The 21,703-nt window shown below is 70.8% G+C and carries 20 protein-coding genes; 6 read left to right on the top strand and 14 right to left on the bottom strand.

Going from position 1 to position 21,703, the window contains the following annotated elements:
* Positions 1-102: 102 nt before the first annotated feature.
* Genes ACZ6C6_RS24110 through ACZ6C6_RS24125 form a run of 4 tightly spaced genes read right to left on the bottom strand, consistent with a single transcriptional unit; the run spans position 103 to position 3,783 of the window.
* A complete protein-coding gene (locus tag ACZ6C6_RS24110; protein ID WP_469205335.1) occupies positions 103-768 on the bottom strand; it encodes a response regulator in 666 nt (221 codons plus the stop codon).
* Positions 765-2,033, bottom strand: coding sequence for a sensor histidine kinase (locus tag ACZ6C6_RS24115; protein ID WP_469205336.1), 1,269 nt, complete (start codon positions 2,031-2,033; stop codon positions 765-767). Before ACZ6C6_RS24115 ends, ACZ6C6_RS24110 begins: the two co-directional genes overlap by 4 nt.
* Before the next feature lie 32 nt (positions 2,034-2,065).
* Complete coding sequence (locus ACZ6C6_RS24120) at positions 2,066-2,854, bottom strand: ABC transporter permease (protein ID WP_469205337.1); 789 nt, start codon at positions 2,852-2,854, stop codon at positions 2,066-2,068.
* Positions 2,851-3,783: an ATP-binding cassette domain-containing protein gene (locus ACZ6C6_RS24125; protein ID WP_469205338.1), complete on the bottom strand. Its 933-nt coding sequence runs from the start codon at positions 3,781-3,783 to the stop codon at positions 2,851-2,853. Before ACZ6C6_RS24125 ends, ACZ6C6_RS24120 begins: the two co-directional genes overlap by 4 nt.
* A 142-nt stretch (positions 3,784-3,925) precedes the next feature.
* Between ACZ6C6_RS24125 and ACZ6C6_RS24130 the strand changes: the two genes are divergently transcribed.
* The gene (locus ACZ6C6_RS24130; RefSeq protein ID WP_469205339.1) at positions 3,926-4,483 is read left to right on the top strand and encodes a GNAT family N-acetyltransferase; all 558 of its coding nucleotides are present in this window, start codon (positions 3,926-3,928) and stop codon (positions 4,481-4,483) included.
* A 15-nt stretch (positions 4,484-4,498) separates the two neighbouring features.
* Here the strand turns inward: ACZ6C6_RS24130 and ACZ6C6_RS24135 are convergent, their stop codons facing one another.
* The 9 genes from ACZ6C6_RS24135 to ACZ6C6_RS24175 form a co-directional block, all read right to left on the bottom strand.
* The gene (locus tag ACZ6C6_RS24135) at positions 4,499-6,187 is read right to left on the bottom strand and encodes a P-loop NTPase family protein (protein WP_469205340.1); all 1,689 of its coding nucleotides are present in this window, start codon (positions 6,185-6,187) and stop codon (positions 4,499-4,501) included.
* Between the two features lies 1 nt (position 6,188).
* Complete coding sequence (locus ACZ6C6_RS24140; RefSeq protein WP_469205341.1) at positions 6,189-7,607, bottom strand: ATP-binding protein; 1,419 nt, start codon at positions 7,605-7,607, stop codon at positions 6,189-6,191.
* A 39-nt stretch (positions 7,608-7,646) separates the two neighbouring features.
* Positions 7,647-9,197 (bottom strand): SCO6880 family protein, encoded by a 1,551-nt coding sequence (locus ACZ6C6_RS24145; protein ID WP_469205342.1) that lies wholly within the window; start codon positions 9,195-9,197, stop codon positions 7,647-7,649.
* Complete coding sequence (locus tag ACZ6C6_RS24150) at positions 9,194-10,534, bottom strand: hypothetical protein (RefSeq protein WP_469205343.1); 1,341 nt, start codon at positions 10,532-10,534, stop codon at positions 9,194-9,196. Before ACZ6C6_RS24150 ends, ACZ6C6_RS24145 begins: the two co-directional genes overlap by 4 nt.
* Entirely contained in the window at positions 10,524-11,393 is an 870-nt protein-coding gene (locus tag ACZ6C6_RS24155) for a DUF8175 domain-containg protein (RefSeq protein WP_469205344.1), read from the bottom strand. The genes ACZ6C6_RS24150 and ACZ6C6_RS24155 overlap by 11 nt, the downstream gene beginning before the upstream one ends.
* Positions 11,394-11,575: 182 nt before the next feature.
* Entirely contained in the window at positions 11,576-11,884 is a 309-nt protein-coding gene (locus ACZ6C6_RS24160) for a hypothetical protein (RefSeq protein WP_024493027.1), read from the bottom strand.
* 270 nt (positions 11,885-12,154) lie between these two features.
* Complete coding sequence (locus tag ACZ6C6_RS24165) at positions 12,155-12,853, bottom strand: ribonuclease FAU-1 family protein (protein ID WP_469205345.1); 699 nt, start codon at positions 12,851-12,853, stop codon at positions 12,155-12,157.
* Positions 12,854-12,931: 78 nt separating this feature from the next.
* Entirely contained in the window at positions 12,932-13,369 is a 438-nt protein-coding gene (locus ACZ6C6_RS24170; RefSeq protein WP_469205346.1) for a DUF6892 domain-containing protein, read from the bottom strand.
* A 77-nt stretch (positions 13,370-13,446) separates the two neighbouring features.
* Entirely contained in the window at positions 13,447-14,235 is a 789-nt protein-coding gene (locus ACZ6C6_RS24175; RefSeq protein ID WP_469205347.1) for a DUF4232 domain-containing protein, read from the bottom strand.
* Positions 14,236-14,517: 282 nt separating this feature from the next.
* On the opposite strand from ACZ6C6_RS24175, the gene ACZ6C6_RS24180 reads away from it, so the two are divergent.
* Positions 14,518-15,681, top strand: a complete 1,164-nt coding sequence (locus tag ACZ6C6_RS24180; RefSeq protein WP_469205348.1) for a hypothetical protein — start codon at positions 14,518-14,520, stop codon at positions 15,679-15,681.
* 2 nt (positions 15,682-15,683) lie between these two features.
* Here the strand turns inward: ACZ6C6_RS24180 and ACZ6C6_RS24185 are convergent, their stop codons facing one another.
* Positions 15,684-16,874: a low temperature requirement protein A gene (locus ACZ6C6_RS24185; RefSeq protein ID WP_469205349.1), complete on the bottom strand. Its 1,191-nt coding sequence runs from the start codon at positions 16,872-16,874 to the stop codon at positions 15,684-15,686.
* 132 nt (positions 16,875-17,006) lie between these two features.
* Here ACZ6C6_RS24185 and ACZ6C6_RS24190 point away from each other — a divergent pair, with 132 nt between their 5' ends.
* The 4 genes from ACZ6C6_RS24190 to ACZ6C6_RS24205 all read left to right on the top strand — a co-directional run bounded on the left by ACZ6C6_RS24190 (position 17,007) and on the right by ACZ6C6_RS24205 (position 21,693).
* Positions 17,007-18,764: a hypothetical protein gene (locus ACZ6C6_RS24190; protein WP_469205350.1), complete on the top strand. Its 1,758-nt coding sequence runs from the start codon at positions 17,007-17,009 to the stop codon at positions 18,762-18,764.
* Positions 18,765-19,079: 315 nt separating this feature from the next.
* The gene (locus ACZ6C6_RS24195) at positions 19,080-19,343 is read left to right on the top strand and encodes a hypothetical protein (RefSeq protein ID WP_469205351.1); all 264 of its coding nucleotides are present in this window, start codon (positions 19,080-19,082) and stop codon (positions 19,341-19,343) included.
* Positions 19,340-21,142 (top strand): alpha/beta hydrolase, encoded by a 1,803-nt coding sequence (locus tag ACZ6C6_RS24200; protein ID WP_469205352.1) that lies wholly within the window; start codon positions 19,340-19,342, stop codon positions 21,140-21,142. The genes ACZ6C6_RS24195 and ACZ6C6_RS24200 overlap by 4 nt, the downstream gene beginning before the upstream one ends.
* A gap of 95 nt (positions 21,143-21,237) precedes the next feature.
* On the top strand, positions 21,238-21,693 hold the full coding sequence (locus tag ACZ6C6_RS24205; protein ID WP_469205353.1) for a hypothetical protein: 456 nt from the start codon (positions 21,238-21,240) through the stop codon (positions 21,691-21,693).
* Positions 21,694-21,703: the final 10 nt, after the last annotated feature.

Consider the following 21,703-nt stretch of genomic DNA (forward strand, 5'->3'; position numbering starts at 1 on the left):
GCGCCGATGGTACTGCAGGGGGGACCCTGTGGGAGAGTAGGACGCCGCCGAACAATCATTGTGGGAAAGCCCCGTGCCGATGGCACGGGGCTTTTCTGCGTTTCAGCCCGGGGAGACCAGGCGTGTGTCGTACGCCAGGATCACCGCTTGTACACGGTCCCTGGCCCCGGTCTTGGCGAGAATGCGGGAGACGTGCGTTTTCACCGTTGATTCCGCGAGGTGAAGGCGTTCGGAGATTTCGGAATTGGTCCAGCCCTGGCCGATCACCGTAAGGATTTCCCGTTCCCGGCCGGTGAGTCCGGCGATGCGCGGGTCTTGAGTCGCCGGCTCGCCCGGGGCGGCCGGCAAGTGCTGCACGTACGCGTCCAGGAGACGGCGGGTCAGGCTCGGGGCGACCACCGCGTCGCCGAGGGCCACGGCCCGGATGCCGGACAGCATGTCCTCCGGCAGAGCGTCCTTGATCAGGAAGCCGCTGGCGCCGGCGCGGAGACCGTCGTACGCGTACCGGTCCAGGTCGAACGTCGTGACGATCAGGACGCGGGTATGGGAGCCGGTCCTGATGATGCGACGGGTCGCCTCGATGCCGTCCAGGAGCGGCATGCGGATGTCCATCAGCGCCACGTCCGGCTGGTGCCGGGCGACGAGTTGGAGCGCTTCGTGGCCGTTGGCGGCCTCGCCGACGACCGTCATGTCGTCCTGGCTCTCCAGCAGCATGCGGAAGCCGAAGCGTTGCATCGGCTGGTCGTCCGCGATGAGCACGGTCGTCACGAGAGGGAGTCCTCCAGGGGAAGCCATAGCCGTACCTGCCAGCCGCCTTCGGCGGACGGGCCGGCTTCGAGTGTGCCGTCGTACAGGGAAGCGCGTGCGCGCATCCCGGTGATGCCCTGCCCGGTGCCTGCGGAGGTCCGCTCACCCGGGGGCAGGGTGCCATTGTCCGTGACCACGGCTTCCAGCGCGCCCGGTCGGTAGGCGAGAGTGACCTCGGCCGCGAGCGACGGTGAAGTGCCCGCGTGCTTCAGCGTGTTCGTCAGGGACTCCTGCACCACCCGGTAGACCGTCAGCTGGCGTCCAGGGGTGGGTGGACGGGACGGAGGCGTACCCCGGACAGCAAGAGCAACCGGGAGACCTGCCCGGCGTACGCCCTCCAGGAGGACGTCGATGTCGTCCAGGGTGGGCTGCGGCGTGCGGTCCGCGTCCTCCGGCCGGTCGCGCAGCACACCCAGGAGGCGTCGGAGCTCCGCTAGGGCCTGGCGGCTCGTGGTGCCGATGGCTTCCAGCGCCTGGGCCGCGCGCTCCGGGCTGCGGGCCGCCGCGTACGAGCCGCCGTCGGCCAGGCCCGTGATGACGGAGAGGTTGTGTCCGATGATGTCGTGCATCTCCCCGGCGATCCGGGCCCGTTCGGCGGCGGCGGCCAGCCGGGCCTGCTGGTCGCGTTCGCGTTCCAGGCGGTCCGCCCGGTCGAGAAGGGCCTCCGTGTACTCCTTGCGCGTACGCACCAGGATCCCCGCCAGGGCGGCGATGGCGAACATCCAGACGTGCGGGAGCAGGAGGCGGCTCCAGACCTCCGGGAACCAGCCCGACGCGATCACCAGCGGTGTCGCGACCAGGGCGCCCGACCGGGCGAGGGTGCGCATCGGGAGGCGCACCGCGATGTTGAAGACCACGATCTCCTGGAGCAGCGACGCCTGGATGACCGCGCCCGTCCACACGTTGGCCAGTGAGAACGGGGCCATGAAGGCGAGCACGGCCAGCGGGTGCGTGCGGCGCCACAGCAGCGGGGCGGAGAAGGCCGCGCTCATGACGAACACCAGCGGCTCCGGTACGTGCGGGTCGACGGCGACCGTGCGCCAGCCGCCCGAGGAGACGTCGAGGACGGCGAAGAGCACCCAGAACGTGGTCAGGACGCTGTTCCAGACCGACGGCCGACGTCGGTCGAGGGTGCGGATGCGCTGGAACAGTCGTTGTATGTGACCCGTGAGCGGGGTGGGGGCGGACGGAGGTTCCGGTGCCCTGGGCCCGGTCGTGTCCGCCATTGGTGCCTCCCCTGTACCCGGCAGCGTACGGCTCATGCGTCCCGGCGCCGCAGGAGTACGGCCGCCGCGACCAGTGTGGCCGAGGCCCACAGGGTGAGGGCGAGCAGGGCCGGGCCCGGGGACGCGGCGTCCGGGAGCGGGGTGGCGGAGCCGAGGACGCCCGCGGCCTGGGTGGGGAAGTAGCGGACGGCGGTCTCCACCGCGTCGTACGGGAGCATGGTCAGCACCTCGGGGAGGATCATCACGCCGCCGATGAACGCGCCGATCGCTCCGGGGACCGATCGCAGGAGTGCGCCGAGGCCCAGGGCGATGAGGCCGAGGAAGGTGGTTCCGGCGGCGTTCCCCGCTACGGCGCGCAGTACACCCGGGTCGGTCAGGGAGGCGGCCTGGTCCGTGTCGTGCAGGAAGAACTGGGCGACGACGAAGGTGACCAGCGCGGTCGCGAACATGGCGGTGAACACGGTGACCGTGAAGACGGCGGCCTTCGCCCAGAGCACCGGGAGACGGCGCGGGACGGCGGTCAGCGAGGCGCGGATCAGGCCGGAGGAGTACTCGCCCGCCGTGACGAGGATGCCGAGGACCACGGTGCAGAGCGAGGCGAGGAGCGAGCCGTAGAGGACGAGGATGACGGTGTCGACGTCGGAGTCGCCGCCGTCGGAGGTGTAGGTGGTGCCCATGAGGATGCCGACGCCGAGGACGAAGACGGCGGCCAGGCCCAGGGTGATCCAACTGGAGCGCAGCGTGCGCAGTTTGTGCCACTCGGAGCGCAGCACCCGGGCAGGTGTGACGCGGTAGGGGTGGGGAAGGGCCGTGGTGGTCATGCGGGGGCTCCGGTCGGTTCGGCGGCGGTGGTCCGGTAGTCGACGGACTCCTGGGTGAGGTCCATGAACGCCTGCTCCAGGGATGCGGTGCGCGGGGTGAGTTCATAGAGGGGGATGGCGTGGGCGGCGGCGGTGCGGCCGATGTGTTCGGCGTCCGTGCCGCGCACGTCCAGCCGGTCGGTGCCGGGTGTGGCGGTGATCTCGATGCCGGGGCCCTTCAGCAGGTCACGCAGGGCGGTGGCCCGGGGGGTGAGGACGGTGACGGAGCTGCCGCCGGCCGTGGCGGTGAACTCGGTGACGGTGGTGTCGGCGAGGAGGCGGCCCCGGCCGATGACGACCAGGCGGTCGGCCGTGAGGGCCATCTCGCTCATCAGGTGCGAGGAGACCAGGACCGTGCGGCCCTGTGCGGCCAGGTCGCGGAGGAGGGTGCGGATCCAGAGGACGCCCTCCGGGTCCAGGCCGTTGACGGGCTCGTCCAGGATCACGGTGGCGGGGTCGCCGAGGAGGGCGGCGGCGATGCCCAGGCGCTGGCCCATGCCGAGCGAGAAGCCCTTGACCCGCTTCCCGGCGACGGCGGTGAGACCGGCGAGGTCCAGCACGTGCTCCACGCGGGTGCGCGGGATGCCATGGGTGTGGGCGAGCGCCATCAGGTGGTGGAAGGCGGTCCGGCCGGGGTGGACGGAGCGCGCCTCCAGGAGGGCGCCGACCTCGGTGAGGGGAGCGCTGTGTGACGTGTACGCGCGGCCGCCGATCGTGGAGCGGCCCCGGGTGGGTGCGTCCAGGCCGAGCAGCATGCGCATGGTGGTGGACTTGCCGGCGCCGTTGGGGCCGAGGAAGCCGGTGACCGTGCCCGGGTGGACGGTGAAGTCGAGGTCGTGGACGACGGTGGTGTCCCCGTAGCGTTTGGTGAGTGCGTGTGCCCTGATCATGCGGTCGACGCTACGGAGCGGGCGCGGGCCGGTCGTCGGACCGGAGGCGGGAGGTGCGGGGGTGCGTAGTACCGGGGTACGACTGTCGGCGGAGGGGCGAATCCGTTTGCGTGGTCTCGGGAGCGCGGGTCAGGATCGGTGCATGGACTACGTGATACGGCCGGTGCGTGCCGACGAGTGGCGGTCGGTGAAGGAGCTCCGACTGGCTGCCTTGCAGGACCCGGCCGCGCCTGTGGCGTTCCTGGAGACGTACGAGCAGGGGCTGAAGCGGTCCGACGAGGCGTGGCGGGAGCGGACCGTGGACGCCTCCGAGGACGGTGCGGGCGAGGTGCGGCAGTTCGTCGCGGAGGGCTCTGACGGTCGTTGGGCGGGCTCGGTGACGGTGCTCGTGGAAAGGCCGGACATCGAAGCGCGGTTCGGTGACGCGGCGTCGGTGAACCAGGGCCACCTGGTCGCCGTGTTCGTGCGGCCGGAGGCGCGGGGCGCCGGGGTGGCGGACGCGTTGTTCCGGGCGGCTGTGGACTGGGCGTGGTCGCTGGAGGCGCCGCGGCTGGAGCGCGTACGGCTGTATGTGCACGAGAACAATCCGCGCGCCGGGGCGTTCTACCGGCGGTTCGGGTTCGTCCCGACCGGGGAGACGGTGGCGATGCCGGGGGATCCGGCGGCGCGTGAGCTGGAGTACGCGGTGGCGCGGCCCTGAGGCCGTGCCTGCTGTTCAGAGGCTGCTGGGCGTGCGGAGCTGTTGCGTCCAGTGTGAGCGGGCCTGTTCCGGGGAACGGAGCAGGGCGATGGTGGACAGGCCCTGGGTCTGGCCGGATCTCAGCAGCTCGGGCAGCCGGGGCAGCGGGGCGACGGCCGCGATGTCGTCGAGGACGAGCGTCATTGGTGGGTCGAGCCGGCCGTCGGATGACCGTGCGGCCATGCGGCGGCCGTGCTCGACCACGTCTGCGGCGAGCGCGGTGAGCAGGGGCATCGTCCCCGGACCGGATCGTGGGGTCTCGATGGCTTCACCGACCACATAGAGGCTGCCCCCTTCGTCCGCAAAGGAATCCAGTGCGAGCGCATCTGCTCGATTTGGTGTGCAGGCGTCGCGGACGTGTACGGAGGAGAGGGCGCCGAACGCGCGGACCGTCAGTTCCTGGGCCATCTCGCGGCGTTCGGGATGGCCGGTGAGCGCGGACTCCAGGAGCCCGGCGAGCCCGGGGGCCGCCTTGGGGTGGGTGCGCAGCAGGCGGACCGGTTCGTGGGCGTTGCCGCCGAGGGCCCAGCGGTGGACCTGGCGGAAGGGGCGGCCGTCGATGGCCGCGGCGTGCAGCCAGCAGCGGAGGATGGTTTCGGCGATGTCGGCCGTCGCCGAGTCGACGCGGGCCTGAGGGCGGACGGGGGCGAGCAGCGCACCCGCGCGGGTCGCGGCCCGGTCGGCCTGTTCGCAGCCGGTGGTGGGCGCCCAGTGCAGCCGGGCCGGGGTGTCGCAGAGGTGGCCGGGGTCGTAGACGAGGACGGGGCCGAGCTTGGCGCGGGCGTCTTTGGTCTCGGCCCAGAGGGTGGGGTCGGAGGTCACGACGAGCACGGGGCCGTCGGCTTCGCGGATGGCCTGGACGGCGGTGGCCCGGCGGGTGGCGGCTGGGCCGTAGAGGACGAGAGGGGTGCGGGGGGAGGGGACGGCCGCGGGGAGCGGGGTGGTGAGCGCCGTCTCCGTGGTGTCCGTCGGTGCGCGCCACGTCTTTCGGGTGGTGAGTGCTTCGGGGGCGGCTTCGGTGGGAAGGGCGCTCGTCCGCGACGCGGTTTCGGTGAGGTGTTCGGCGGGAACGGGGGTGGCGGGCTCGGGGACGGGGGCCGTCGTGCGCAGGGCGTCGGGGGTGGCGGGCTCGGGGGCCGGTTCCGGCTCGGGGAGCGCCGACTCGTGGGCGTGGTCCTGCTGCTTGTTCCACCGGCCGGTCTTCCGGCCCTTGCCCTGGGCGAGCTTGCGTCGTGCGCGTTCCTCGCGGTGTGCCTGTTCGAGGAGGGCCAGCCGCTCCGTGCGTTCCGTGCGGCGGCGGGCGAGCACGGCGCGCCAGCGGGCGATGACGCCCATCACGAACACCGTCAGCACCACGAGCACCATCAGCTCGCCGATGAGCAGGCCCCAGAACAGCCCGTATCCGGAGAGCTGGCCGGGTGGGGTGTCGGGCCAGGCGGCGGGCAGGTCGTGGGGGGCCTCCAGCAGGCGCCGGAGGGCCAGTGGTGTCTCCGTGGGCGTGACGCCGTCGGGCCAGGCGCCGTGGGCGAGGAGGCCGGCGAATCCGGTGGCCGCCCAGGCCAGCAGCGTCAGTCCGAGAAGGAAGGCCAGCAGTCCGACGAGCAGGCCGTCGGGGATGCCGCCCCCCTTGCCGTCGCCGGACCGTCCCCCGTCGCTCCTTGCCATGTCATGCCACCGTTGACTCGGACGACTCGTTCAGTCGCTGCTGGTTCTCGATTCTGGCCGCGCGTTCCTCCGCTTCGAGGTCGGCGGCTCTCACGTCGTCCGGGAGCAGGTCGTTCACGGACGACTCGGTCATGGCGCGGTCGGTGAAGACGAGGGGGCGTTCGGCTTCGGTGATCAGGTGTTTGACGACCTGTACGTTGCCGTTCACGTCCCAGACCGCGATGCCCGGGGTGAGGGTGGGGATGATTTCGACGGCCCAGCGGGGCAGGCCGAGGACCCGTCCGGTGGCTCTGGCCTCGTCGGCCTTCTGGGCGTAGATCGTGCGGGTGGAGGCCATTTTGAGGATGGCGGCGGCTTCGCGTGCGGCGGCGCCGTCGACCACGTCGCTGAGGTGGTGGACGACGGCGACGAAGGAGAGGCCGAGGCGGCGGCCGAACTTCAGCAGGCGCTGGAAGAGCTGGGCGACGAACGGCGAGTTGATGATGTGCCATGCCTCTTCGACCAGGAAGATGCGCTTCTTGCGGTCGGGCCTGATCCAGGTGTGTTCGAGCCAGACGCCGACGATCGCCATCAGGATGGGCATGGCGATGGAGTTGCGGTCGATGTGCGAGAGGTCGAAGACGATCAGGGGGGCGTCCAGGTCGATGCCGAAGGACGTCGGGCCGTCGAACATGCCGCGCAGGTCGCCGTCGACCAGCCGGTCGAGGACGAGGGCGACGTCCAGGCCCCAGGCCCGTACGTCGTCTATGTCGACGTTCATGGCCTGGGCGGATTCCGGTTCGGGGTGGCGCAGTTGCTCGACGATGTCCGTGAGGACGGGCTGGCGGTCGGTCGTCGTGGCGTTGACGTAGGCGTGGGCGACCTTGAGGGCGAAGCCGGAGCGTTCGTCCAGGCCGTGGCCCATGGCGACCTCGATGATGGTGCGCAGCAGGGCGAGCTGGCCGGTGGTGGTGATGGCGGGGTCGAGCGGGTTGAGCCGGATGCCGCCGTTGAGCGCGGAGGTGGGGTCGAGGCGGATGGGGGTGAGGCCGAGCTCCTGCGCGATGAGGTTCCACTCGCCGACGCCGTCCTCGCCCTGGGCGTCGAGGACGACGACCTGGCGGTCGCGGAAGCGGAGCTGGCGGAGCACGTATGTCTTCTCCAGCGCGGACTTGCCGTTCCCGGACTCGCCGAGGACCAGCCAGTGCGGGGCGGGGAGCTGCTGGCCGTAGAGCTGGAAGGGGTCGTAGATGTAGCCCTTGCCGGAGTACACCTCGCGGCCGATGATCACGCCGGAGTCGCCGAGGCCGGGGGCTGCGGTGGGCAGGTAGACGGCCTGGGCCTGGCCGGTCGAGGTGCGGACGGGCAGCCGGGTGGTCTCCACCTTTCCGAAGAGGAAGGCGGTAAAGGCGTCCGACAACGCGGACAGCGGATCTCGCATGGCGTGACTGACCTCCCTCTCGGTGTCGCGGACTGGTGGCTAGGGGCGGATGCCGGTGGCGAACGGCAGGGTGTTGACGAAGGCGCGGTGGTGCTCGCGGTCGCACCATTCGAGCTTGAGGTACGACTTTCCGGCCGAGGCGCGGATGGTGCGCTTGTCGCGGGCGAGGGCTTCGGGGGAGCGGGACGACACGGTGATGTACCCCACGAGGTTGACGCCGGCGGCGCCGCTGGCGAGGTCTTCACCTCGTTGGTCGAGGCGGCCGTGGGCGGCGATGTCGCGGGGGTCGACGGTGCGGTTCATCTTGGCCTGGCGGCTGGCCTCGGCGTCGTCGTTGGTCTTCTCGGTGAGCATGCGCTCGATGGCGATCTCGGTGGGTTCGAGGTCCATGCAGACGGCGACCGTGCGGATGACGTCGGGGGTGTGGACGAGGAGGGGGGCCAGGAAGTTGACGCCGACGGGGGTCATGGGCCACTCCTTCACCCAGGCCGTGGAGTGGCACCAGGGGGCGCGGGTGGACGATTCGCGGGTCTTGGCCTGGAGGTAGGTCGGCTCGACGGCGTCGAGCTCGGCGGGCCAGGCGTTGCGCTTCGTCATGGCCTGGATGTGGTCGATGGGGTGGTCGGGGTCGTACATGGAGTGGACGAGGGAGGCCAGCCGGCTCTGGCCGAGGGGCTGGCGGACCCGGATGTCGGCTTCGGCGAGGCGGGCGCAGATGTCGGTGAGCTCGCGGGCCATGACGACGGCGAGGCCGGCGTCGCGGTCCAGCTTGCGGCCGGAGTGCGGGCGGGCGGCGCGCGCCATGGCGTTGGCCTCGGCGGAGAGCTCGCGGTTGAAGTGCATGCAGGCGACGAGGTAGGCGCGGTGCTGCTCGCTGGAGGTGGAGACCATGGACTGGAGCTGGTCGTAGGAGTCCTGGAGCCAGCGGGGGGATGACTTGTCGCCGCGCTGGGCGACGTCCTTGGCGTGGGCGTCGGGGTCGGCGGGGAGGGTGCGGGCGAGCATCTGGAGGCGGGTGACGAAGCCGTCTCCGTTGGCGACGTGCTTGAGGAGGGTGCCGAAGCGGTCGACGAGTGCTTCCTGGTCCTCGCTGTCGCGCAGGCCGACGCCGGGGCCCTCGATCTCGATGGCGGCGGTGACGGTGCGCCGGTCGGCGTGGAGGAGGACGGCGATCTCGTCGGGGCCGAAGGGGGCGGAGAGCCAGTTGATGCGGCCGATGCCGGGGGGCGGGCCGATCTCGACCTCGCGGCCGTCGGCGCGGGTGCCGGCTTCCATGGCGGTGGAGCGGTAGGTGGTGCCGCGGCGGAGGGAGCGCTTGTAGCTGCGGTTGATCTCGAACCACTTGTAGAAGGTCCGGTGCCGGTACGGGACGTAGACCATGGCGATGGCGAGCAGCGGGAAGCCGGTGAGCAGCACGATGCGCAGGGAGAGGACGGGGATGAGCAGGCCGCTCATCATGCCGAGGAACGCGCCGGCGATGATCAGGGCGATTTCGCCCGTCTCGCGGTTCTTGCCGACGATCGCGTTCGGCCGGGCGCGGCCGATGAGATACGTACGGCGGGGCGCGATGGGATGGGACTGTGTGCTCAACGCCCGCCACCTCCTGTGCGGTTGTTACCTGTGCTGCCTGGACCGCCGCGGGTGCCGCGGCTGCTGTGGGGGGTGCCGGCGGTCGGGGCGGAGCCGCTGCGGGGTGAGGGTGCGGCGGACGGGGTGCCGGGGTTGCGGGAGCTGTGGGCGGCGACTCCGCCGCTGACCGGGTTGGCGGGGCGGCCGCCGCCGCTGCCGGTGTCGCCGCTGTTCTGGCCGCCGCGGCTGCTGTGGGTCTTGATGCCCTGGGAGACGAGGGCGGCGGGGGAGCTGATCATCGCGGCGGCCTGGGAGCCGTCGGTGGCCTGTTTGCGGTTGGTGCGGGCGCCCTGGATCTCGTCGCCGAAGCCGGGGACGAAGCGGTAGATCATGGCGGAGGCGAAGATGGCCAGCAGGATGATGGCGAGGCCGGAGACGACGGCGGAGAAGGCGTCGGGACCGTCGTCGGAGGAGAGGGCGCCGGCGAGGCCGAGGACGACGACGATGACGGGTTTGACCATGATCACCGCGATCATGATGCCTGCCCATCGGCGTACGTGTCCCCACATGTTCTTGTCGACGAGCCCGGCGTAGACGGCGGTTCCCAGGAGGGCGCCGACGTAGAGCAGGGCGGCGCGGATGACGAGTTCGAGCCAGAGGATGCCGGCGGCGAGGATGGAGACGAGGGAGACGACGATCAGCATGATGGGGCCGCCGCCGATGTCGGAGTCCTTCTTGAGGGCTTGGGCGAAGGAGCCGAAGAAGACGTCGGTCTGGCCGCCGGATGAGGAGGCGATGACCTCGGTGACGCCGTCGGTGGCGGAGACGATGGTGTAGAGGATGAGGGGGGTGAAGGCGGAGGCGAGGACGGTGAGCCAGAGGAAGCCGATGGCTTCGGAGATGGCGGTGGTGAGGGGGACGCCGCGGATGGCGCGCTTGGCTACGGCGAGGAGCCAGAGGACGAGCGTGAGGACGGTGGAGGCGGCGAAGACGATGGCGTACTGCTGGAGGAAGCGGGTGTTCGTGAAGTCGACGTTGGCGGTCTCCTTGACCGCGTCGCTGAGCTTGCCGACGATCCACGCGGCGGCGTCGGCGCAGCCCCGCCCGAGCGAGGTGAGCGGATCGAGCGCGGGGTCGGTGCTGGCGGGCGGGGTGGACCTGGGGGAACTGGAGCTTCCGCCTTCGCAGTACTGGCGCGCAGGACCTGCGATGAGCTCGCATGCGTCGTTGCCGTTACTGGGTGTGGGGCTCGGAGAGGGCGCTGCCCCAGCTCGTGCAGCGAAGGCAACCACGACGGACTGAAGCGTTACGGCTGCGGCTGCAATGGAACCCGCGCGGAGGCGAAGGCTAGCGCGCATATGTGAAGCCTCCGAATCCGTTCACGGCGTCTGCGATTTCATCGGACCCCGATACCGGGTTGTCACCGGTCACCGGGGTAGGGCCCTGCTTTTGTCCAGTCTCGACGACCTTCCAGTCCGAGCCGTCCCACGTGAGCTTCATGGTCACCGTGAACCAGCCGCTGGTCACTGGCTTGGTGGACTTCTCGCCGGTCAGCCCGAACAAGCCCGTGCACCAGACTGCGACCTCTGCCGTCTGGTCGCTGTATGCCTTGGCCTTTGCGCCCGCTGGCATGGTCCGGTTAACGAACGTTGATCCGGTGGGCGCGCTGCCATCTGAGTTGAGACCGATCTGCGCCAGAAAGTCCTGCGAATAGTCGGCGTCGAAACCTGCCTGGAGCCCCTCCTTGGCACCCGAGGCGGCGAGAGCCTGGACGATTTCGTGACGGCGGCCTTCATTGAACATGCCGTCAGATCCGAGTACGGCAGCGTAGTTCGCCGCCGCGCTCTCCGCCCCCTGTTGGTTGTGGGCGAAGCCCGAGGGGATTGTGCCGTTCTTGCCTGTTACCGGCTTCGTTCCCGTGGGGGATGTAGGCGCGGCGTCCGCCTTGTTGCCGGAGGTCGTGTTCGACTTGCCGTTCGAGTCGTCCTTGTCGCCGCCCATGTTGGCGAAGGCGATGGCGCCCAGGAGGAGGATCACCACACCGGCGAACGTGATGAGGGAGCGGGAGTTGCGGGCCGGGCGGCGGGGGCCGTAGGGGTCGCCGGTGGGGCCGTCGGGCAGGCGGGTGCGGGTCTGGCGAGTGCCGCCGATCGTGCTGTAGGCGTCGCTCGTGCGTCCCGCGTCGTTGCCGTAGCCGTCCTCGTCGCCGAGACTCATGCCGCGTACGCCCCCTCAACCGTTGCTTGAACCACGTCGTAGTACGACGGTAGCCGTGCTGCTCTCCGCGTGGACGCGGTGTGGTGACTCGACATCAGGGGTACGCAACCTCTGCCGGTGGGCACGACGGACGGATGGGAGGGGTGGGGCGGACGAGCCCCGGCTCAGCGGGTGACGCCCGGTCAGACGGCCATCCCGTACACAATGGTGAACAGGGTGCCGAGTGATCCGATGATGAACACACCGGTCAGCCCGGCCACGATCAGCCCCTTGCCCTGTTCCGCACTGAAGGTGTCGCGCAGAGCCGTCGCGCCGATCCGCTGCTTGGCCGCCCCCCAGATCGCGATGCCGAGGCACAGCAGGATGGCGATCGCCATCACCACCTCGATCATCACGCGCGCCTCGTTGCCCAGGGTCCCGAACGGCCCCCAGTTCGGGGCGATTCCGCCGATGATGGTGGTGATGTCGCCCTTTTCAGCTGCCAGGATCATGTAAGTCACCGCCCCTGTTGGGTAGTTCGCCGCCCGTACCGCATGGCACGGGTCACTCTCTATCTTCGCTGATGAAACCGGATTCGTACGACGGCTTCACGGCTCTCTTTACCCGGATCTCGCACATTTGACCGGTCTGACCGCCCTGACCTGCGGATCGAATCGGTGTGTGGGCGAAATGCGTATGGTTACTCTGTGTATCACGGAGAGTGACGCCGGGCAATGATCGTTATCGAGCCAGATTGGCCGAGATGTCCCGCGGCGGCCGATTCACGCACCTCGGGGCGGGAGAGGCGAGGCCGGAGCGCCCATCGGGAGCAGCAGCGGGTGGCGCGGAACCGGTGGGCGGGGCGGCGTCTTCCAGTGCGAGGGTGGCCGGAAGTCGCACCAGGAGCCGTCGAAGGGGAAGGTTCCGGCCTCGGCGAGCTGTGCGACCGTCGCTCCTTCGGAGCGGATCGCCCGCGCTTCCTCGGCCGTCCAGTACGCGGGGTGGCCGGTCTTCTCGGCGAAGGACTGCTCGTCCTTCCAGCTCCACGTCCGGTCGGGGGCGACGTTGATGTCCAGCTCGTGGTCGGCGATGTCGATGTCCGCGCCGTGATGCACGCGTCGTTCGAGGTTGACGTACCAGCCGCGGAACTTGTGTCCGCGCCCGAACAGCCACAGCACCGAGTGGGCCGCCCCCGTCGGCTGGTAGAAGAGGGCGTCGCCCATCGGCCAGCGGCCCGCGACGACGGGGAAGCCTTCGGCCGGGCGTTCGCGCGGGTCGATGTCGCGTAGATGGGTCACGCCGCGCGGGAGGGCGGTGCGCCACATCGGGGTGCCCGATTTCATCCACACCAGTTGCCCGGTGTCCGTTCGTTCGACCAGCCGCACGGGTACGGAGGCGCTGAGGTGGCCGCCTATGAACAGGTTCCAGTGCAGGATCCGGCCGGGCGTGCAGTTTGCGGTGTCCCTGTTGTCCTCTTTCATGCGGTTGATCATTCCCGCAGCGCGTGCGCCGGACACGTACAGGCCGGGTGACAGCGGCCCCTGACGGGGTGTCGTCCGTCAGTCGGTGGCGATGCCCCGGCTTGCGAGGATGCCGGTGTCGAACGACATGCCGATTCCGCAGTCGTCCACGCCCTCGATCAGTCGCAGGTTCGGCAGCAGGTCCAGGTCGTCCAGCGAGCCCACGTCGAAGAGGTCGTCCTCCCCGTCCCAGACCGGCGCGCACTCCTGGTACACCTCAAGGCCGCCGTCGAGGGTCAGTGTCTCCACGGTGGCCAGCAGCTCCGGGCTGATCTCCAGCGCCTCGAAGTGGGCGCGGGCCTCGTCCAGGACGGTGAAGGCGAGATCGTTCTCGTAGGCGTAGGTCTGCGGGTCCTGGTCGATGCCCTTGGCCTTGAGGCAGTCGGCTATGCGGAACGCCGGGGTGAGCGTCTCGGTGGAGTACATGAGCTGTTCGATGACGAGCAGCTTGAAGTTGAAGTCGCGGAAGGCAGGCATGGCACGGATCGTAACGGTGCCCTCGGACAGATCGCCGTGGTCCGTCCGAGGGCACCGTCACCGTGGCCCGGTACGGGTCAGGGCTTCGTGTTCGCCTGCTTCATGGAGGCCACCGCGTCGGCGACGGTGCGCTCGTACAGGCCCAGCTTCGGGGTGCCGACCTTCACGTCGGGGCCGAGCGGGAAGTTGAGCTGCTCGGCGTTGGCCATGTGGTCGCCGTCGGCGAGTACGTTCAGCTCGTCCACCCAGGTCATGCCGTTACCGCCGCCCGGGTTGAGGTCGATCACCGCGATCGCGGCGGTCTTCGGCTTCACCGGGTACGCCGGTGCGCCGCCGAGGCCGCCCGGGACCAGCGGGATGACGTCGCCGCTGTGGTCCGTGGCCTTTGCCGCGCCCAGGCTGACGCGCGGGTAGTAGCTGAGGCCGCAGGAGTTCCTGCCGGTGTTGTTGACCTCGATCACGTGCTGCGTGGCTGAGCCCTCGCGGGCGTACACGCGCACCGACAGGTCGCCGCTCTTGCACGGGTGCTTGTACGCGTAGGCGTCGCTGGTGTCGCCGGCGGCGGCCCCGCCCGTCTTCGTGGCGCCCCCCGTGGACTTGCCGGTGCTGGAGGTGACCGCGTCCGTGGAGCCGCCGCCCGTCTTCGCACTGTCGCCCGCCGTGCTGCCCTGGTCCTGGGCGGCGTCGTCCGCGGTGTCCTTGGAGGTGTCCTTCGCGGCCACGGTGGCCTTGGTCGAGGCGGAGTCGCCGGCCGGACCTGCTGCCTTCGTCCCGCTGCCGTCCCCACCGCAGGCGGTGAGGGCGAGGGCGAGCACGGCGGTGGCGGCGGCGCCGAGGACGGCGGTGCGCTTGCGGAGCGTATGCATGGGATTCCCCGAGGTGTGTGGCGGTCGGTGGTTCGGTACAGACAGGTCCGGATCTGCGGCGTACCGCTCCCCCTCCGGACCGTCTGACATGGGAAGCCTCCCGCGCGCCGCTCATGTTCTGCTAACGCCTGCCTGACGTCCCGCTGACGTCGCCCGAAGGAGGGCTTCGGTCCGCGCATGGCCCGGTGTCCGTGCGGGAAAGGCGCGTCCGCGCGTGACTTCGGCGGTCCGATCACCGTTAGATGTGATGTGCCCAAGCCTGTCGTGTCCGCCGTGCCGCCCGTGACGACCGCTTCCGCCGGGGACGGTACCGCCGCCTCGCCACCGCCCTTCCTGCTCACACCGCGCCAGGGGGAGGGCGCCCGTGCGCTCCTCTCGTACGTGGCCGGCCTGCCGTTGGAGTCCGTCGACGCGCGGCTCCTCGCGGTCGTCGTGGGGATCCGGGCCGCGCGGACGGGCGCGGGCAATCTCACGGGGACCGATCTGCGGTCGTTGCGGCTGGAGGACCCGGAGGGTGCCCTGGCCGAGCTGTCGGCGGCGGGGTGGGAGGTGCCCGGGCAGCTCATCGGCGGGGAACCGGATGTGCCGTACGCCATCGTGGTGCCGGAGCTGGCCCCGGGGCCCGACCGCGCACTGCGCCTCGGCAAGGACGCGCGGTCGCGGGTGTCGGGCTGGTCCATGCGTACGAGGCTGGCCAAGCCGGTGCGCAAGGGGGCGTCGGGGGTCCGGCTGGCCGCGCTGTTCCTGGCGGCCCACTGCTCCGACGAGCTGGTCGGGCAGGCGCCGGCCGAGTTGCCCGCCGCCTGCTACGGGGCGGTGCCCGCGCTCCTGGAGAAGGGGTTCCTCGCCGAGGTCTCCGGGCAGACCTACCGGCTCGGTGAGTCGGTACGGCACCTCGCGGGCCGGTTCCGTACTCCGGAGGAGCTTGCCGCGATCGCGCGGGACGAGGAGGAACGCCGGGCGGCCCGGGAGGCGGCGGCCGCCGCCGAGCCCACTCCGGAGAGCTGGGCGGCCTGGAAGTCCGGCGTCAGCCCCGCGCTGCTGCGGCACGCGGAGGCGGTCGAGGCGTGTGCGCTCTGCCATCTCCCCTTCGTGCGGGTCGCTCCGGCGTTCATGTCCGGGCCGTCCCCGCTGCCGGCGCCCCGCGCGGCTCTCGACGCGTACGAGTCGTGGCGGGCCGCCCACCCCGACTGCGGGCGCGAGGCGGCCCTGTTCACCGTCGAGTTCCGGGCGGAGCACGGCCATGGGCCGTCGTACGGCCAGCTGTGCAAGGGGCTGCGGTGGAAGAAGCTCGGGCGGGAGCTGCGCGGGGTCATCGTGCACACCCTCATCGCGGAGGGCTGGCTGACGTCCACGCCTCCGGTGCCGTGGACGCTGCGGCCGGGAAAGACCGCCCACGCGCAGGGGATCGCCCTGCCCGGGCAGGCGGTGCGGGCAGGGCGCTGAGGTCAGTGCCGGCGACCGGTGCCGCCGTCCGCGTCCCGGGAGGCCAGGAGCAGGGTCGCCGCGATGAGCAGTGCGGTGATGATGCCCGTCGTCAGGATGGGGGAGGGGGCGAAGGTGGCCGCCAGGACCGCGAGTACCGCCACCGGGTGGAGCACGTCGGCCGCGCGGCGAAGTCCCGCGGTGCGGTGGTGCAGCAGCCAGACGAGGGTGATGAACACGGCGACCGGCACGGTGTAGACGGCCGCCGCCGTGCGGTCGGAGATGTGGCCGTGGCCCGCGGTGTGCGCCACATTGAGGGCGAGGCCCGCGCCGACCGCGGCCGCCGAGGCGAAGACGAGGTAGTGCCCGTACCCCCACAGCAGCGCCGTACGCAGGCTGGTCAGCAGCCGGGGTGCGCTCTGCGCGAAGTACAGCCACCACAGCGCGAACACCGTGAGGAGACCGCCCGCGACGAGCGCGGCGAGGTCGCCGAGCGCCGCGTGCGTGTCCAGGGCGGCGCGTACGGCAACCGTGGCGGCGGTGATGGACTCGCCGAGCACGATCAGCGTGAACAGGCCGTACCGTTCGGCGATGTGGTGCGGGTGCCAGGTGGTGGTGGTTTTACGCTCCGCCAGTGCGGGAACGGCGATTTCCGCGAGGACGAGGACCGCGAAGGTCGCCAGGCCGGTGTCCTCGGGCAGTGCCAGCCGTACGACCCAGCCGATCTGCACCAGGAAGATCCCGGCCGCGTACCCCAGGCAGGTGCCGCGCCGCTCCGGGTCCGAGCGGGAGGCGCGCAGCCACTGCGTGACCATGGCGAGCCGCATGATCACATAGCCCCAGGTGATGACGGTGAAGTCCTCGTGCTCCAGCGCCTCGGGCGCGCCCGCCGCGAGGACGAGCGCGCCGGTGATCTGTACGAGCGTCAGCAGGCGGTACGGGACGTCGTCGGTGTCGTACGCGGAGGCGAACCAGGTGAAGTTCATCCACGCCCACCAGATCGCGAAGAACACCATCGCGTAGCCGAGGACGGCGTGGCCGATGCGGCCTGCGGCGAGTTCGTGTTCGAAGGCGGAGGCGGCCTGGGCGACGGCGGCGACGAAGCAGAGGTCGAAGAAGAGTTCCAGCATCGTCGAGGCGCGGTGCCGCTCGTCGGCGCTGCGCGCCACCATGGGCCGGTGCCAGAAGCTGGGGGAGGGGGACGATGAGCTCATGGGGGCGCATTCTTCCGGCTGGGCGGGGCGAGGGCGCGTGAACCGCGCCCGGTGGAAAAGCGATGGCGCGGTGCGGCGGGGCTCTGCCACACTCCGCGCCATGACCTATGGAATCGAGAACCACCCCGCCCGTTGAGCGCCCCGGAAGAGCGCGGAGCGCTCACTCCCCGGCCCTCCTCCCTGTACGCGTGCGCACTGCGCGTGGAGCGTGCCGAGCCCGAGGGGCCGTGGTGCCTGGCGGACGCGGCGCCGCCTGTGCCCCGCCGGGTCCCGTCCAACCGGGGCAGCCGGACTTTCACTCGGACCAGGGACGAACTGACCCGTCTCCTCGGGCCCCTGCTGGTCGCCCCCGATCCCGTCGAGGCGGCGGAAGAGGTGCACCGGCGGCTCGACGCCCTGGACCCGCCCGTCAGGCATCGCACCCTGCGCCTTCTCGTCGCCGGGATGCCGGTGGAGAACGAGGAACGGGCGCGGGCGCTGGCCCGGACGCTCGTGCGGACGGGGACCGGTTACCTGGCCGTCTGTACCGGGCTCGCCCTGCTCACCGAGCTGGGTGAGTCGCAGGACGTGCCGTATCTGTGGACCCTTGGGCGGCTGCGCGCCCTTGTGCGCCCCGTCGTCCATGCCCTCGACGCCCTCGACCGGCCGGCCGGTGCGCTGCTCGAACTGCACCACCACGAGGGGCCTGTGGCCTTCGGGCCGTTGCTCGCCGCCCTCGGAGCCGGTGACCGTACCGCGGTACGGGAACGGCTGGTCGTGCTGCCGGGGGACCTGGCGCCCGTGGTGGCGCGGCGGGTGGCGGAGGCGTCCGGGCTGGCCGACATGCCGGCGGACGTCCCCGGGCTGCCGGCCGCCGAGGGTGCCGCGCTGATCGCCCGGGCCGGGCGGCTGCTGTTCCTCATGACCACCCTCCGCGACTATCGGCCCGAGATCCTCTCCTACCCGGACGCCCCTCGTGCGTACGAGGCGTTCGCGCGGGGCGCCGGGCTCCTTCCCCCCACGCTCGACCACCATGCGCTTCTCCTGTCCGCCGTTCAGGAGCTGAGCACGGGGCCCGCCATGCTGCACGACTGGGGGCCCGGGCGGCGCGAGCAGGTGCTGGCGGAGCTGACGGCCGTCCTGGGGCGGCCGGAGTGGCGTGAGGTGCCGGACGCCGGTGACGAGCCCGCTGTGCGGTGGCGGGCCGCGTGGCTGGGGCGTACGCGGGCGCAGGTGCTGGGGGCGTCGGAGGCGCCGGGTGCGCGGTTGCGTATCGCGGTCCATGAGCGTGATCCCGGCGATCCCGCCACCGTCGAGGCGCGTGTCCTGGTCGACGGGCGCCCGCTGGTCCCGGACTGCTTCGGCAGGGGGCCCGCCGACTCCCCCGAGGAGCTGCTGTTCTCCGGCGCCCTGCGCGCCACGGACGAGCCGCGTGAGGTGCGGCTCGCGGAGGCGTACTGCGCCGAGGGCTGTTGCGGGGCGCTGTATGTCACCGTGCGGCGGGACGGGGACCAGGTCGTCTGGTCCGGCTGGCGATGCCCCGTTCCGCCGGGCGGCAGACGTGAGATGCCCGAAATCCGCTTCGACGCCGCCGCGTACGACGCGGAAGTCGCCCGTGCGGAGGGGGACGAGAGCTGGATGTGGCCGGCCAGGCGTGCCGCACGGCTGATCGCCGCCGGGCTGCGCGGCCGGCCGGATCTCCTCGCGCGCTGGAGCGTCCGGTTCGACTGGGCCGGGACGGCGTTCGGTGACCCGGACGAGACGACGATCAGCCTTTTGTACGACGCCGAGAACGGGCACGTACGGCAGGTCATCTGGAGCATCCCGGAGGACGGCACCCCGGCGGAGGATCGGGCTGCGGCCGCGTTGCGGCGGCTCAGCGAGGAGGATCCGAGGGCGTACGGGCGTTAGCGCCGGTCCACCGATCGGGTGATCCCGGGGCGGGGGCGAGGCGTTGGCAGGGCCGGGGAGCGCGGGTGTGCCCGCTCCCCGGCCGCTGTGCGTCCGGCGTGTCGTGGTTGCCGCGTTTGGCACAGTGCCGCTCCACGATCTTCGTGATCAAGAACGGGGTGGACGATGAGTGGTGCGCGGTTGAGGCTGGTCGATCTGGCGGGTGGTGGCTCTGCCGGCGGGGGCGGTCCTGCTGGAGGTGGCGGTTCCGCCGCCGGGGACGAGCTGCGGCACAGCGCTGGTGCGTGGCTGAGGGCTGCCGGGGGTGCGGAGGGGATGGGGGCCCATCTCGGGCCCGTACGCGCGGAACTGACGACGGCGCACGAGGGGCTGATCGCCGGGACCGCCGGTCTGAACTCCCTGGCCGAGCTGGGTGCCGTGCGGGAGTCCTGGGTGCGCCGTGTCGAGTCCGCCCGCCACGAGTGCGGGGCGCTCGCGGGCAGCCTGCGCGCTGTCGCGCGGGCGCAGGGTGAGACGAATGAGGCCGTACGGTCGTCGTTCTCGCCCGTGGCGCGTCTGACCCATGGGGTCGAACGGTGACCGCGCTGTCCTCCACGTTGACGTGGGCTCAGTTACGCGACCTCAAGTGCGCCGAGCTGGAGAGCGCGGCGGATGGCTGGGGCAAGGCGAGCAACCGTGCGGATGCCGGGCGGGATCGGATCGAGAAGCAGTTGCTCGTCGGTCTGCGCGAGTCCCAGCGCGGCGCGGCGGCCGAGGCGGCGGCCGGGCGGCTGCGGCGGATGAGCCGGAACCTGCAGTACGTGTACACCGAGTGCGGGCTGATCCGTACGGCCTTGAACAGCCTCGCGCACGAGATGCGGGTGCAGCAGGGGGTGCTGCGGCGGGCGCTGGAGGAGGCGGAGTCGCTGAAGTTCACCGTGCACGCGGATGGGTCGGTGTCGTATCCGTCCGGGCCGGGGGGCCTGTTCGACGGCGATCCGGTGCCGGGTGGCACGGCTCGGGTGACCGGCATGCCCGGGCTGCTGCCGCCCTCGGGGCTGGTCGCCCCGGACACCCATGCCGCGACGGCGCGGGACATCTCGGACCGGATCACGGGGGCGGTCCGTGCGGCCGCCCGGACCGACTGGCGCTTCACCCGGATCCTGCGGCGCCTCCGGGCGGAGGAGGGCCTGAAGGTCCCGGACCGCACGTGGACCGACGCGGCGGGCGACGCGGCGGCGGTCCGGGAAGCGGCGCGCGGTTACCTCAAGTCCCGCATCCCGCTGGACGCGTCGCCTGCGGCGAGGCGTGCGTGGTGGGGAAACCTGACGGACGAACAGCGCGAGGAGTACCTCGCGGTGTACCCGGACCAGATCGGCAACTTGGACGGCATCCCGTCCCTGATCCGCGACACGGCGAACCGCGACAACCTCCAGCTTCTGATCGGCAAGCTGGAGGGGCGGGATGACGAGGTGTCCCAGGTGCGGTTGGCGGGGTTGCGGGAGATTCAGCGGCAACTGGACGCGGGCGGCCAGCCGCCGATGTACCTCCTGGGCATCGGGGACGAGGGGAATGGGCGCGCGATTGTGTCGTACGGGAATCCGGATACGGCGCGGAATGTGGCGGCGTATGTGCCGGGGTTGAATACTTCACTGGATGAGGATTTCGCTTTGGGAGACCTCAAGCGGGCGCGAGACACGGCCAAGTCGGCAATGAAGTATCACCACTCAAGTGCGTCGATGGTGTGGTTGGGGTATGACGCGCCGCAATTTCCGGATGGTCTGAGCAGCCTGGCTGTGGGGGGTGATGACAGGGCTGTCAGGGGCGGCAACGCGTTCAGTCAGTTCATGGGCGGATTGGCTGTCACGAATGTGCATGACGATCCGCATATGACAGCAATCGGGCACTCTTACGGGTCGCGCACGGTCGGAGCTGCGACTCAGCGAGACGGCGGGATCCCCGGGGTCGACGACATCGTTCTAGTTGGAAGCCCCGGGGTTGGCGTGAATCGAGCAGAGGACCTCGGAGTGGGCAAGGACCACGTCTTCGTGGGTGCGGCGGAAAATGACGTCGTGACCAAAGTGCCGTCGGTTCGGCAGGTTGCCGCAGGGTTCTTCGGCCTGACCGGCGGGCCGACTGCTGCGCACCTGCTTGGAGAGGCTGCGGATCCGGGGAGCGACGATCTCTGGTTCGGGAAGGATCCAGCGAGCGAATCATTTGGTGCCAGGCGGTTCCCGGTGGCGCCTGGGCCGCCCCTTATTGGGCCCGGCGGATTTTCGGTTGATGCCCACTCCAATTACTTCGACGCCGAGCCCCAACGGGACGCGATGTCGGCTGACAGCATTGCTTTGATCGCGGCCGGTCGGGCCGACAAGGTCAAGATGGAGGAGGCGCGGTGACGCGGCGAGCGTTGGTGCTGGGTGCAGTGTTGTTGTGTCTCCTCGCGCCTGGTTGCGGTGGTGGTGATCGCACTAACAATGGAGGGCGCGCGGACATGGATATGCAACAGGCTGCAGATCGAGCTGACGTCATTCTGGACCAAGTCCTTCGAGAGATTAAGCCTGAGGTCCAATGGGCCCATGGGCCCACTAGCACCGGGCGCTGCGACGTTTCGCGGATGCGCGTTGTTATGACCGTCATCTCTGAAGAGCGTCGCGGTAGCCTGCTAGGGATCGTTGAACGCTTCTGGCGGAATAGCGGGTACGCGATAAAGGCTGTCAACAAGGACATCGATCTCCCCGCCATCTACGCCCAAACCAGCGATGGCTTTGGCGTTACGTTGAGTGTGGGAGGGAAAGGCCAAGCCTTCTTCGAGGTGGATAGTCCCTGTGTGGACGAGTCCGAGGTGGCTGAGTCGACGGCTTCGCCCAATGGGCCTTCCTACGAGGGGGAGTACCCGTTGCCCCGCCCCAACGTCCGCTCCGAGTTCTGGTCCCTCGGCGCTCCCTGAGCGCCCCCGT

The organism is Streptomyces sp. NPDC041814 (genome assembly GCF_055590565.1).